The sequence below is a fragment of the Burkholderia sp. 10_S31 genome (assembly GCF_056930375.1).
In genome coordinates, this window is record NZ_JBXOWK010000003.1 from 759,309 (window position 1) to 772,429 (window position 13,121).

At 64.4% G+C, this 13,121-nt stretch carries 13 protein-coding genes; 11 read left to right on the plus strand and 2 right to left on the minus strand.

From position 1 onward, the window contains the following. Positions 1 to 10: 10 nt before the first annotated feature. From cmk to cysM, 10 genes are all read left to right on the plus strand, one after another. Positions 11 to 697 carry a (d)CMP kinase gene (gene cmk / locus AC1Z3W_RS23570; RefSeq protein WP_057928113.1) on the plus strand — a complete coding sequence of 229 codons (687 nt, stop codon included), beginning with the start codon at positions 11 to 13 and terminating at the stop codon, positions 695 to 697. A gap of 141 nt (positions 698 to 838) precedes the next feature. Continuing rightward, positions 839 to 2,551, plus strand: coding sequence for a 30S ribosomal protein S1 (rpsA, locus tag AC1Z3W_RS23575; RefSeq protein WP_044844859.1), 1,713 nt, complete (start codon positions 839 to 841; stop codon positions 2,549 to 2,551). 22 nt (positions 2,552 to 2,573) lie between these two features. Continuing rightward, entirely contained in the window at positions 2,574 to 2,897 is a 324-nt protein-coding gene (locus AC1Z3W_RS23580) for an integration host factor subunit beta (protein ID WP_006750752.1), read from the plus strand. Positions 2,898 to 3,107: 210 nt separating this feature from the next. Continuing rightward, complete coding sequence (locus AC1Z3W_RS23585) at positions 3,108 to 3,401, plus strand: lipopolysaccharide assembly protein LapA domain-containing protein (protein ID WP_057928112.1); 294 nt, start codon at positions 3,108 to 3,110, stop codon at positions 3,399 to 3,401. A 53-nt stretch (positions 3,402 to 3,454) separates the two neighbouring features. Beyond that, positions 3,455 to 4,627 (plus strand): lipopolysaccharide assembly protein LapB, encoded by a 1,173-nt coding sequence (lapB, locus tag AC1Z3W_RS23590; RefSeq protein ID WP_483508556.1) that lies wholly within the window; start codon positions 3,455 to 3,457, stop codon positions 4,625 to 4,627. Positions 4,628 to 4,717: 90 nt separating this feature from the next. Beyond that, complete coding sequence (locus tag AC1Z3W_RS23595) at positions 4,718 to 6,118, plus strand: UDP-glucose dehydrogenase family protein (protein ID WP_057928110.1); 1,401 nt, start codon at positions 4,718 to 4,720, stop codon at positions 6,116 to 6,118. A 7-nt stretch (positions 6,119 to 6,125) separates the two neighbouring features. After that, the gene (rfaE1, locus tag AC1Z3W_RS23600; RefSeq protein WP_483508557.1) at positions 6,126 to 7,076 is read left to right on the plus strand and encodes a D-glycero-beta-D-manno-heptose-7-phosphate kinase; all 951 of its coding nucleotides are present in this window, start codon (positions 6,126 to 6,128) and stop codon (positions 7,074 to 7,076) included. Between the two features lie 64 nt (positions 7,077 to 7,140). Then, positions 7,141 to 8,133 carry an ADP-glyceromanno-heptose 6-epimerase gene (rfaD, locus tag AC1Z3W_RS23605; protein WP_057928108.1) on the plus strand — a complete coding sequence of 331 codons (993 nt, stop codon included), beginning with the start codon at positions 7,141 to 7,143 and terminating at the stop codon, positions 8,131 to 8,133. Positions 8,134 to 8,206: 73 nt separating this feature from the next. Continuing rightward, entirely contained in the window at positions 8,207 to 8,551 is a 345-nt protein-coding gene (locus tag AC1Z3W_RS23610; RefSeq protein ID WP_057928107.1) for a ComEA family DNA-binding protein, read from the plus strand. A 206-nt stretch (positions 8,552 to 8,757) separates the two neighbouring features. Next, complete coding sequence (gene cysM, locus AC1Z3W_RS23615; RefSeq protein WP_057928106.1) at positions 8,758 to 9,660, plus strand: cysteine synthase CysM; 903 nt, start codon at positions 8,758 to 8,760, stop codon at positions 9,658 to 9,660. Between the two features lie 76 nt (positions 9,661 to 9,736). On the opposite strand, the gene mltB is transcribed toward cysM, so the two are convergent. Continuing rightward, entirely contained in the window at positions 9,737 to 11,080 is a 1,344-nt protein-coding gene (mltB, locus tag AC1Z3W_RS23620; protein ID WP_082664810.1) for a lytic murein transglycosylase B, read from the minus strand. A gap of 43 nt (positions 11,081 to 11,123) precedes the next feature. Here mltB and AC1Z3W_RS23625 point away from each other — a divergent pair, with 43 nt between their 5' ends. Beyond that, positions 11,124 to 12,047, plus strand: coding sequence for a histone deacetylase family protein (locus AC1Z3W_RS23625; protein WP_483508558.1), 924 nt, complete (start codon positions 11,124 to 11,126; stop codon positions 12,045 to 12,047). Between the two features lie 22 nt (positions 12,048 to 12,069). On the opposite strand, the gene AC1Z3W_RS23630 is transcribed toward AC1Z3W_RS23625, so the two are convergent. Further along, on the minus strand, positions 12,070 to 12,990 hold the full coding sequence (locus tag AC1Z3W_RS23630; RefSeq protein ID WP_483508559.1) for a lysophospholipase: 921 nt from the start codon (positions 12,988 to 12,990) through the stop codon (positions 12,070 to 12,072). Between the last annotated feature and the right edge of the window lie 131 nt (positions 12,991 to 13,121).

The following is a 13,121-nucleotide window of genomic DNA, read 5'->3' on the forward strand; positions in this document are numbered from 1 at the left end:
GACTGACCCGATGAAATCGACCCGACCCTTTCACCCGACCCCCGTCATCACGATCGACGGCCCGACTGCTTCCGGCAAGGGGACCGTCGCCGCGCTCGTCGCCGCGCATCTCGGTTTCCACCTGCTCGACAGTGGTGCGCTATACCGTCTGGCGGCGCTCGCGAGCGTGCGCTACGGCATCGCGGCGGAGGACATCGACGCGCTCGTGAAGCTGATCGACGATCTTCACATCACGTTCCGCGAGGGCTGCGCGCAGCTCGATGGCGTCGACGTGTCGAACGATATCCGTGCCGAAGCGGTCGGCAATCGCGCGTCGGCGATTGCCGTGCACGGGCCGGTGCGTGCCGCGCTCGTCGCGCGCCAGCGCGCGTTTCGCAAGACACCGGGCCTCGTCGCCGACGGGCGTGACATGGGCACCGTGATCTTCCCGGACGCCGTGCTGAAGGTGTTTCTGACGGCCAGCGCCGAGGCGCGCGCGACCAGGCGGCATAAGCAATTGATGCAAAAAGGTTTTTCTGCTAATATAGATAACTTGCTCCGGGATCTTCGTGAACGTGACGCGCGCGACAGTAATCGCGCCGCCGCGCCGCTGAAGCCTGCGGCAGATGCCAAGCTGCTCGATACGTCGGCGCTTTCGGTCGATGAAGCGGTCGACCAGGTGCTGCAGTGGTACCGGGCGCTGGGCCAGCCCGCCTGAGAAGGCGGGCAGCAGTAGGTGCTCCGCGCGTAAGCGCGGAGCGTGTTTTGAACCCTTAACCCCGTGTGGACTTCGATCTGGCCCTTTCAGCCTGCCATTCCGGCCGGCGTGGCACAGCGATCCATGCACAATCAGATTTTTATGTCCGACCTGCAAACCTCCACCCCGAATACCGAATCCTTTGCGGCTCTGTTCGAAGAGTCGCTGACCCGTCAAGACATGCGCGCCGGCGAAGTGATTTCCGCCGAAGTCGTGCGCGTCGACCACAACTTCGTGGTCGTCAATGCAGGCCTGAAGTCCGAGGCTTACATTCCGATCGAGGAATTCCTGAACGATCAGGGCGAGGTTGAGGTGCAGTCGGGCGATTTCGTGTCCGTCGCCATCGACGCACTCGAAAACGGCTACGGCGACACGATCCTGTCGCGCGACAAGGCGAAGCGCCTTGCATCGTGGCTGTCGCTGGAAAAGGCCCTCGACAACAACGAACTCGTCACCGGCACGATCACCGGCAAGGTGAAGGGCGGCATGACCGTGATGGTCAACGGCATCCGCGCGTTCCTGCCGGGTTCGCTGGTCGACACGCGTCCGGTCAAGGACACGACCCCGTACGAAGGCAAGACGCTCGAGTTCCGCGTGATCAAGCTCGATCGCAAGCGTAACAACGTCGTGCTGTCGCGTCGTGCAGTGATCGAAGCGACCCAAGGCGAAGAGCGCGCGAAGCTGCTCGAGACGCTGAAGGAAGGCGCGATCGTCAACGGCGTGGTCAAGAACATCACCGACTACGGCGCGTTCGTCGACCTCGGCGGCATCGACGGCCTGCTGCACATCACCGACATCGCATGGCGTCGTGTGCGTCACCCGAGCGAAGTCCTGTCGGTTGGCCAGGAAGTCACCGCGAAGATCCTCAAGTTCGACCAGGAGAAGAACCGCGTCTCGCTGGGCATCAAGCAACTGGGCGACGATCCGTGGGAAGGCATCTCGCGCCGTTACCCGTCGGGCACGCGCCTGTTCGGCAAGGTCACGAACATCACCGACTACGGCGCATTCGTCGAAGTGGAATCGGGCATCGAAGGCCTCGTCCACGTGTCGGAAATGGACTGGACCAACAAGAACGTTGCTCCGTCGAAGGTTGTCCAGCTGGGCGACGAAGTCGAAGTCATGGTCCTCGAGATCGACGAAGACCGCCGTCGTATCAGCCTCGGCATGAAGCAGTGCAAGCCGAATCCGTGGGATGACTTCAGCCGCAACTTCAAGAAGGGCGACAAGATCACGGGCGCAATCAAGTCGATCACCGACTTCGGCGTGTTCATCGGTCTGCCGGGCGGCATCGACGGCCTGGTCCACCTGTCGGACCTGTCGTGGAGCGAAGCCGGCGAAGAAGCCGTTCGCAAGTACAAGAAGGGCGACGAAGTCGAAGCAATCGTGCTTGGCATCGACGTCGAGAAGGAGCGTATTTCGCTCGGCATCAAGCAGCTCGAAGGCGACCCGTTCAGCAACTACGTTGCAATGAACGACAAGGGTTCGATCGTCGACGGCGTGGTGAAGTCGGTCGATGCGAAGGGCGCTGTCATCACGCTGACGGGCGACATCGAAGGCTACCTGCGTGCATCGGAAATCTCGCAGGATCGCGTCGAAGACGCACGCAACGTGCTGAAGGAAGGCGACAAGGTCAACGCGATGGTGATCAACATCGATCGCAAGTCGCGTGGCATCAACCTGTCGATCAAGGCAAAGGATTCGGCTGAACAACAGGAAGCGATCCGCGGCCTGCAGTCGGACACCAGCGCTGCTGCGACCGGTACGACCAACCTCGGCGCGCTGCTGAAGGCGAAGCTCGACGGCCAGAACCAGTAAGCCTCACGAGGTCTGCTGAAGTATGACCAAATCCGAGTTGGTCGCGCAGCTGGCACTGCGATTTCCGCAACTTGTCCTCAAGGATGCGGATTTCGCGGTGAAAACGATGCTCGATGCGATGTCCGACGCCCTGTCGAAAGGGCATCGCATCGAAATTCGGGGTTTCGGCAGCTTCGGCCTCAACCGTCGCCCGGCGCGCGTCGGACGCAACCCGAAGTCGGGGGAGAAAGTGCAGGTGCCCGAGAAGTTCGTGCCTCACTTCAAGCCCGGCAAGGAATTGCGTGAACGCGTCGACGGCCGCGCCGGCGAGCCGCTGAAAGCTGATGATCCGGACGACGAGCGTTGAACGTCGTTCGGCTTGCCCGGAATCCATCCGGCGAAGGCTGAAGAAAAAAGCGCCCCTTGCGGGCGCTTTTTTCATTTCCGGCGACTGCGTGGCAACGCGCATCCGCAGGATGTGCGGTGACGCGGAAACGCTTCCTTTACAATACGGGTCGATTCGGCGCCGCGAAGGGGAGTCGCGCGCCACGGCAAACCTCAACAAAGAGAGGGCTACATGAAGTTTATCGTCTGGCTGATCCGGGTATTGGTGTTCGTGCTGCTGCTGGTGCTCGCACTGGCCAATACGCAAACCGCGACGCTGAATTTCGTTGCCGGCTACGCATGGCAAGCGCCGTTGATCCTGATCGGCCTCGCGTTCTTCGTCGTGGGGCTGCTGGCCGGCCTGCTGTCCGCGCTGCCGGCCATCTTCCGTTTGCGTCTCGAGAACGGACGCCTGAAGCGCGACCTGCGCGCGGTGCGTGAAACTCCGGCCGTCGTCGACCAGCCGCCGATGCCGCCCGTCATTTAATACGGAAGCCGCGCGATCCTCGCGCGGTTTTCGTCTCTGCTTCGATATTTCGCATGGATCTGGATTTCTGGTGGTTGCTCGCAATTCCGGTGGCGTTCGCGCTCGGCTGGGCGGCGTCACGCTATGACCTGAAGAATCTCCTGTCGGAGAGCGCCAACCTGCCGCGATCGTATTTCCGCGGCCTGAACTTTCTGTTGAACGAACAACCGGACAAGGCGATCGATGCGTTCATCGAGGTCGCGAAACTCGACCCCGAAACGGTCGAACTGCACTTCGCGCTCGGCAACCTGTTTCGTCGCCGCGGTGAAACGGACCGTGCGATCCGCGTGCACCAGAATCTGCTGAGCCGCACGGACCTGCCGGTGAACGAGCGCGACCACGCGCTGTACGAACTCGGTCAGGATTTTCTGAAAGCCGGCCTGCTTGATCGTGCCGAAGAGGCCTTCCACCGGCTCGCCGATGGCGACTACGCACTGGGCGCACAGCGGGCGCTGCTGACGATCTACGAGATCGAGAAGGACTGGAACAAGTCGATCGATACGGCGAAGCGCATCGAGTCGATGAGCGACAAGCCGCTCGGCACCGAAATCGCGCAGTTTCACTGCGAACTCGCGCAGGACGCACTGCAACGCAAGGACGCCCCGGCAGCGGCCGAACAGCTGAAGCTCGCGCTTGCCGCGAACCCGCAGAACGTGCGCGCGACGATCCTGTCCGGCGATGCCGCGGGGGCGGCGGGCGATCACGCGGCCGCGATCGAGCACTGGAAGCGCGTCGAAGGGCAGAATCCGGCGTATCTGCCGCTCGTCGCAGACAAGCTGATGAAGGCCCATGCCGCGCTTGGCAAGTCGGTCGAGGGCGCCGAACTGCTGATGGGCTATGTCGAACGTTATCCGTCGAACGACCTGCTTGATATCGCATATCAGCATATCGCCGGGCTGAGCGGCCAGGAAGCGGCGCATACGCTCGCGCGCACGCAGATGGAGAAGTCGCCGAACCTGTCCGGCATGCTGCACCTGCTCGATGCGCAGATCGCGGCCGCCGACGAGCCGTGCCGTAAGGAACTTGAAATGATGCGCACGCTGATCAAGCAGCGCACCAAAAATCTGCCACGGTATACGTGCCAGAATTGCGGTTTCCGGGCCCGGCTTTTCTACTGGCAGTGCCCCGGATGCAGCGGCTGGGAAACCTACGCGCCGCGCCGCGTCGAACCTGCGATGCCGGGCTGATGCCGGCATGCGGCGCCGACGCGCTGCGGTTGCCGCCGGGTCCGGCCCGGCGGCCAAGTTAGTCAATTACCGGGACGTACCGGAACATCTATGAAAATCACCATCATCGGCACCGGCTATGTCGGTCTTGTCACGGGCTCCTGTCTCGCCGAGATCGGCCACGACGTCTTCTGCCTGGATGTCGATCCGCGCAAGATCGAGATCCTGAACAACGGCGGGATGCCGATTCACGAACCGGGCCTGCTGGACATCATCGCACGCAACCGCGCGGCAGGGCGTCTGCGCTTCTCCACCGACATCGAAGCGAGCGTCGCGCACGGCGAGATCCAGTTCATTGCGGTCGGCACGCCGCCCGACGAGGACGGGTCGGCCGACCTGCAATACGTGCTCGAGGCCGCGCGCAACATCGGCCGTCACATGACCGGTTTCAAGGTGATCGTCGACAAGTCGACGGTACCGGTCGGCACCGCGCAGCGCGTGCGTGCCGTTGTCGACGAGGCGCTTGCCGCCCGCGGGCTCGCCGGCAGCGTCGCGCACCGGTTCTCGGTCGTATCGAATCCGGAATTCCTGAAGGAAGGGGCGGCAGTCGAGGACTTCATGCGCCCGGACCGGATCATCATCGGCGTCGATGACGACGAGACGGGCACGGTGGCGCGCGAGAAGATGAAGAAACTGTACGCGCCGTTCAACCGCAATCACGAGCGCACGATCTACATGGACGTGCGTTCGGCCGAATTCGCGAAGTATGCGGCGAATGCGATGCTCGCGACGCGCATCTCGTTCATGAACGAGATGTCGAATCTTGCCGACAAGGTTGGTGCCGACATCGAAGCCGTGCGCCGCGGGATCGGCTCCGATCCGCGCATCGGCTATCACTTCCTGTACGCGGGCGTCGGTTACGGCGGTTCGTGCTTCCCGAAGGACGTGCAGGCGCTGATCCGCACCGCGGGCGAAAATGGCCAGCCGCTGCGCATCCTGGAGGCCGTCGAAGCGGCCAACTCCGCGCAGAAGGACGTGCTGATCGGCAAGATCGAACAGCGCTTCGGCGCGGACCTGGCCGGTCGCGAATTCGCGGTCTGGGGCCTTGCGTTCAAGCCGAACACGGACGACATGCGCGAAGCGCCGAGCCGTCGGCTGATCGCGGCGCTGCTCGGGCGTGGCGCGACCGTGCGCGCATACGATCCGGTCGCGATCGACGAGGCGCGCCGCGTGTTCGCGCTCGATCTCGGTGAAGGGTCCGACGCGCTTGCGCGCCTGCACTTCGTCGATACGCAGGACGCGGCCGTGACGGCAGCGGACGCGCTCGTGATCGTCACCGAGTGGAAGGAATTCAGGAGCCCGGATTTCACGCGTCTGAAGACCGAACTGAAGGCGCCGGTGATCTTCGACGGGCGCAACCTGTACGAGCCGGACGCGATGGCCGAACTCGGCATCGACTACCATGCGATCGGGCGTCCGCATGTCGATCCCCAGTCCTCCTTCCGTGGATGAATGCACGATGACTACCCTTCGCGAAGTGGTGCCGGTGCCGCGCGCGCAGCTTGCGCGTTCGCGCGTGCTCGTCGTCGGTGACGTGATGCTCGACCGTTACTGGTTCGGCAACGTCGACCGTATTTCGCCGGAAGCGCCGGTTCCCGTCGTGCACGTGCAGCGCCAGGAGGAGCGACTCGGTGGCGCGGCCAACGTCGCACGCAACGCCGTGACGCTCGGCGGTCAGGCCGGGCTGCTGTGCGTGGTCGGCTGCGACGAACCGGGCGAGCGGATCGTCGAGCTGCTCGACAGCAGCGGCGTGACGCCGCATCTCGTACGCGATGCGACGCTGCCGACGACGATCAAGTTGCGCGTGCTCGCGCGGCAGCAGCAGTTGCTGCGCGTCGACTTCGAGGCGGTGCCGACGCACGAGGTGCTGCTCGCCGGGCTCGCGCGTTTCGATGCGCTGCTTCCGCAGCACGACGTCGTGCTGATGTCTGATTACGCGAAAGGCGGTCTGACGCACGTGACGACGATGATCGAAAAGGCGCGCGCGGCCGGCAAGCCGGTGCTCGTCGATCCGAAGGGCGGCGACTGGGCGCGCTATCGGGGCGCATCGCTGATCACGCCGAACCGCGCGGAGTTGCGCGAAGTCGTCGGACAGTGGCAATCGGAGGACGACTTGCGCGCGCGTGTCGCCAAGCTGCGCGCGGATCTCGATCTCGATGCCCTGCTGCTCACGCGTTCGGAAGAGGGGATGACGCTTTTTTCCGCTACGGGCGAACTGCATGCACCGGCGCTCGCGCGCGAGGTGTATGACGTGTCCGGCGCGGGCGATACCGTGATCGCGACGGTCGCGACGATGCTCGGTGCAGGCGTGCCGCTCGTCGATGCCGTCGTGCTCGCGAACCGTGCAGCAGGCATCGTGGTCGGCAAGCTCGGTACGGCCACGGTAGACTACGACGAACTGTTTCACTGAGCGCACTCGGCGGCGCGCCGAGCGCGCAGCACGGATGTCTTGTAATTTTTCAGGTAGAACGACCATGACCATCATCGTCACCGGCGCAGCCGGTTTTATCGGCGCGAACATCGTCAAGGCGCTCAACGAGCGCGGCGAGTCGCGCATCATCGCAGTCGACAATCTGACGCGCGCGGACAAATTCCGCAACCTCATCGATTGCGAGATCGACGACTATCTCGACAAGACGGAATTCGTCGAGCGCTTCACGCGCGGCGATTTCGGCAAGGTACGCGCGGTGTTCCACGAAGGCGCCTGTTCGGACACGATGGAAACCGACGGCCGCTACATGATGGACAACAACTTCCGCTACAGCCGCGCGGTGCTCGATGCGTGCCTCGCGCAGGGCGCGCAGTTCCTGTACGCGTCGTCGGCCGCGATCTACGGCGGCTCGACGCGTTTCGTCGAGGAGCGCGAGGTCGAGGCACCGCTGAACGTCTATGGCTATTCGAAGTTCCTGTTCGACCAGGTGATCCGCCGCGTGCTGCCGAGCGCGAAGAGCCAGATCGCCGGATTCCGCTACTTCAACGTGTACGGCCCGCGCGAGACGCATAAGGGCCGCATGGCATCGGTCGCGTTCCACAACTTCAACCAGTTTCGCGCGGAAGGCAAGGTCAAGTTGTTCGGCGAGTACAACGGTTACGCGCCGGGCGAGCAGACGCGCGACTTCGTTTCGGTCGAGGATGTCGCGAAGGTGAACCTGTTCTTCTTCGATCATCCGGAGAAGTCGGGCATCTTCAACCTCGGCACGGGCCGTGCACAACCGTTCAACGACATTGCATCGACGGTCGTGAACACGCTGCGCGCGCTCGACAGCCTGCCGCCGCTGACGCTCGCGCAGCAAGTCGAACAAGGGCTGATCGAATACGTGCCGTTCCCCGACGCGCTGCGCGGCAAGTACCAGTGCTTCACGCAGGCAGACCAGACGAAACTGCGCGCTGCCGGCTACGAGGCGCCGTTCCTGACGGTGCAGGAAGGTGTCGACCGCTACGTGCGTTGGCTGTCCGGCCAGGTTTAAACGCGCGCTTTGCATCGCTAGACTGGGTCTCACGGTCGGCAGCCGCCGACCGCTTTCATCGGAGATCCAGCACATGATCAGGAAATGGTTTGCCGCAGCCGTGATGTTCGGCGCGATTGCGTCGGCCTGGGCGGCCGTCGACGTCAACACCGCGAACGAAGATGCACTCGTCGGCATCAAGGGCATCGGTCCCGCGCGGGCAAAGGCGATTCTCGACGAGCGCGGCGCACGCGGGCCGTTCAGGAATGCAGAAGATCTCGCGTCTCGCGTGAAAGGCATGGGCGGCCATACGGTCGAGCGCCTCCAGCAGGAGGGGTTGACGATCGGCGCGGCCGGTTCGGTTGCGACGGCCTCGGCCGCCGGCAAGCCCGCCGCGGCAAAACCTGCTGCGGCGCCAGCCCGTACTGCGCAGAAGTAACGCACACGAGACGAAAGGCTCCTTCAGTCGCCGTCGTTACGACGGCTTCCCGCGGCATGCCGCGGGTTTTTTGCGTCATGCTGCGCGCGCACAATCAATGAGACAGGCGGAAGGCCTATTCCATCGTCGCAATGGGGTTGCCGGCGCGAGCCCCTGCGCTGGTTTACAATCAATCGATTGATCGGCCTCGCACTCACGGTATCTCCATGGCTTACAAAACTATCGAAGACACGATCGGCAATACGCCGCTCGTGCAACTGGTCCGCCTGCCGGACGACGAGATTCGCGCACGCAACAACGTGGTGCTCGCGAAGCTGGAAGGCAACAATCCGGCCGGTTCCGTAAAGGATCGCCCGGCGCTGTCGATGATCAGCAAGGCCGAGGCGCGCGGTCGCATCAAGCCGGGCGATACGCTGATCGAGGCGACGAGCGGCAACACGGGCATCGCGCTCGCGATGGCCGCGGCGATCCGTGGTTACAAGATGGTGCTGATCATGCCGGAGGACCTGTCGGTCGAGCGTCGCCAGAGCATGGCCGCTTACGGCGCTGAAATCATCCTGACGCCGGTAAAGGGCGGGATGGAACTGGCGCGCGACCTCGCGGAGCAGATGCAGCGTGAAGGCAAGGGCGTGATCCTCGATCAGTTCGGGAACCCCGACAATCCCGTCGCGCACTACGAAGGAACGGGCCCGGAGATCTGGCGCGACACCGAAGGTCGCATCACGCACTTCGTGTCTGCGATGGGCACGACGGGCACGATCATGGGCACGTCGCGCTATCTGAAGGAACAGAATTCGGCGATCGAGATCGTCGGCGCGCAGCCGGAAGACGGGTCGCGCATTCCGGGCATTCGCAAGTGGCCGGAAGCCTACATGCCGACGATCTTCGATCGCAGCCGCGTCGATCGCGTCGAGAACGTGAGCCAGGCCGCGGCGGAAACGATGGCGCGCCGGCTCGCGGCCGTCGAGGGCATCTTTGCAGGCATTTCGTCGGGCGGCGCATGCGAAGTCGCGATGCGCATCGCACGCCAGGTCGAGAATGCGACGATCGTGTTCATCGTCTGCGACCGCGGCGACCGCTACCTGTCGACCGGCGTGTTTCCTGCCTGAGCCCGATCGGCATCCGTAGAATCACCCGATAAAAATGCGCCGCATACGCGGCGCTTTTTGTTTGCGCGGGCCGTGCTTACTGCACTGGCGCTTCCGTATCCGCTGCAGGCAGCGGCAGCGCGCCACTCGCTTCCATCTGCGCCTTCACGGCTTCGCCGAGCTGGTACACGGCGAGCGCATAGAAGAAGCTGCGGTTGTAGCGCGTCAGCACGTAGAAATTCTTCAGGCCAAGCATGTATTCGGTCGCAAGTCCCGGCGACGGCAGGTCGACCACGGTGACCGGCGTGCCGGCTTCGGTGGTGATGTTGACCATCGGCTCGTTGAGCGTCATGCCGGCGCGCAGCAGTTGCGACAGCGCCCAGTGCGGCTCGGGCTGGCCGTCCGCGGCGGCCTGTGCGATGCCGAGGCTGCCCGTGTCGGGCGTGATGCGCCAGACCACCGGGCGATCGGTTTCCCAGCCGTGCTGCTTCAGGTAGTTCGCGACGCTGCCGATCGCATCGGCAGGACTGCTGCGCAGATCGACGTGGCTGCCGCCGTCGTAGTCGACCGCATACTCGCGAATGCTGCTCGGCAGGAACTGCGGGATGCCGATCGCACCCGTATACGAGCCAAGCACGGTGGTCGGGTCGAGCTGGTTGTCGCGGGTCCAGACCAGGAAGTCCTCGAGGTTCTTGCGGAACGTTGCCTGGCGGCTGTCGCGATTCGGCGTGTCCGGATAGTCGAACGTGAGCGTCGTCAGTGCATCGAGCACGCGGAAGTTGCCCATGTAGCGGCCATAGATCGTTTCGACGCCGATGATGCCGACGATCACCTCGGGTGGCACGCCGAATTCCTCGGATGCGCGCTGCAGCGTCGCCTGGTTCGCCTTCCAGAATTTCACGCCCGCGTTGATGCGGATCGGTTCGATGAACCTCGAACGATAGACGCGCCAGTTCTTTACCGAAGGCGTCGGCGCCGGCTTCACGAGCTTGACGGCGGTGGCCGAGTAGCTGATGCGCGAGAACAGCGCATGCAGGCTCGCGGAATCGAAGCCGTTGCGGCTCACCATCTCGTCGATGAACGCATCGACCTTCGCGTTGTTCGCGTAACGCTGCGGAACGATTTCCTCTTCGAAGGTCTGGCCTTGCTGCGCCGGCTGTTGCGCCTGCGCGACGAGCGTGCCGGAGGACTTCGCAGGCTGCGTCTGCGCGACGGCGGGCGCGGCGGTCAGCGTAGCGGCGACGGCAGCGGCAACGAGCGGAACGCGAACGCGGAACAGCGTGGAGAGAAGGGCGGCAGGCTTGCTGGAATTCATGTCGAAGCGGGCGGACAGGGCGATGGGGTTCGGCGCAGTATACCCGACGCATCCTGCGTGCCGGGGCGAAGCAGCGTACCGTTGTGGTAAGTTAGCGGCGAATTGGCGGCAGACGATGGACATCATTGATGGAGACCTGCGGCGCACCTTGCGTCGCGGATGACAGCTTATGGCAACCGCCTTCTATACGCACCCCGATTGCATGCTGCACGAGATGGGGGAATGGCATCCCGAATGCCCGGCCCGACTGTCGGCGATCCAGGATCAACTGATCGCGAGCCGCATCGACGACCTGATCGTGCATGAAACCGCACCGTTCGCGAGCGAGGTGGCGCTGGGCCGCGTGCATACGCAAGCCCATATCGACTACATCCGCAGCATGACGCCCGTCGACGGCTACGTCGAGATCGATCCGGACACGCTGATGAACCGCGACACGTGGCGCGCCGCGCTGCGTGCGGCCGGCGCCGCGATCGCGGCGACCGACGCAGTGATCGAAGGCCGCTACGTGAATGCGTTTTGCAGCGTTCGGCCGCCCGGCCATCACGCGGAACCCGCGCGTGCGATGGGCTTCTGCTTCTTCAACAACGTCGCGATCGCCGCGCGACATGCGCTCGACGTCCACGGTATCGAGCGCGTCGCGATCATCGATTTCGACGTGCACCACGGCAACGGCACCGAAGCCGCATTCGCGAATGACGAGCGGGTGCTGATGTGCAGCTTCTTCCAGCATCCGCTGTACCCGTTCTCGGGCGTCGATCACCAGGCGCCGAACATGGTCAACCTGCCGATGCCTGCGCGTAGCAACGGGATGGCGATCCGTGAAGCGGTCGACATGTTCTGGCTGCCGCGTCTCGACGCGTTCAAGCCGCAAATGCTGTTCGTGTCGGCAGGTTTCGACGCGCATCGCGAGGACGACATCGGTAATCTCGGTCTCGTCGAGGCCGATTTCGAATGGCTGACCGCGCAGATCGTCGACGTCGCGCGCCGGCATGCGCAGGGCCGCATCGTGAGCTGTCTCGAGGGTGGCTACAACCTGTCCGCGCTCGGCCGCAGCGTCGTCGCGCACTTGCGCGTGCTGGCCGGCATCTGACCGGCAGCGGGGTGGCGCGAGCTCAGCGCGCCGGCACGCGCGCGTGAATCCACACGATCAGCGCATCGATCACGCGGTCGCGCTCGAGATCGTTCATCGTTTCGTGGACCCCCCCTTCGTATAGCGTCAGCGTGCGATCGGGCGAGCCGACGCGGGCGCCGAATGCGCGGCTTCCGTCGGGCTCGGTCAGCTTGTCCTTGGTGCCGTGATAGACCAGCACCGGCACGCGCAGCGCGCCGCGACCGTGCTCGATGCGCGCCATCGCGTCGAGAATTTCGGCACCCGTGCGCGCCGGCACCGCGCCGTGGTGCACGAGTGGATCGGCACGATTCGCCGCGACGACGGCCGGATCGCGCGACAACAGCGCGGCGTCGATCCTGATTGCAGGGAAGGTCGGCCACACGCGACTGATGAAGCGGCTCATCGCGAGCATCCAGCGCGGCACGTCGCGCCCCGGCGCGAGCGCCGGACTCGACAGCACGAGGCCAGCCAGCGCATGGCCGCGAGCCGGCACGCGTTCGATCGCATACAGCGCCGCGACGGCGCCGCCCATGCTGTGACCCATCAGGAAGAGCGGCGTATCGCCGCGGGCGGCTTCGGCAACCAGCGCGTCCGCATCGTTCAGGTAACCGTCGAAACGCTCGACCCACGTGCGTTTGCCGGGCGACTGGCCGTGGCCGCGCAGATCGATCGCCAGCACGTCGATGCCGGCCGCGTTCAGTCGGGCCGCAAGTGCCGCGTAGCGGCCCGCATGCTCGGCGAGGCCATGGACGAGCGCAATCGTTGCGCGCGGCGGTACCGTGCCGTCGCCGGCCGGCCAGCGGTACGACGCCAGCTCGAGACCGTCCGCGGTACGCAGCCGGCCCATCCGTGGGGCGGGCGGCGACGCCGGCCCCGGTGCTGCGGTGGCGGTTGCGGCGGCCGGCGTAGTCGTGGCGGTCATCTGGCGGGTCCCCTGTTCGTTGGCATTGGTGTTCCGGATCATAGTCGCGGCACTCCCACGGCGGGCCAGCAACGCTCCTCTAATTTCGTCTGGTTATGAAAAGATCGAAATCGATTATTAAGTGGAATGAG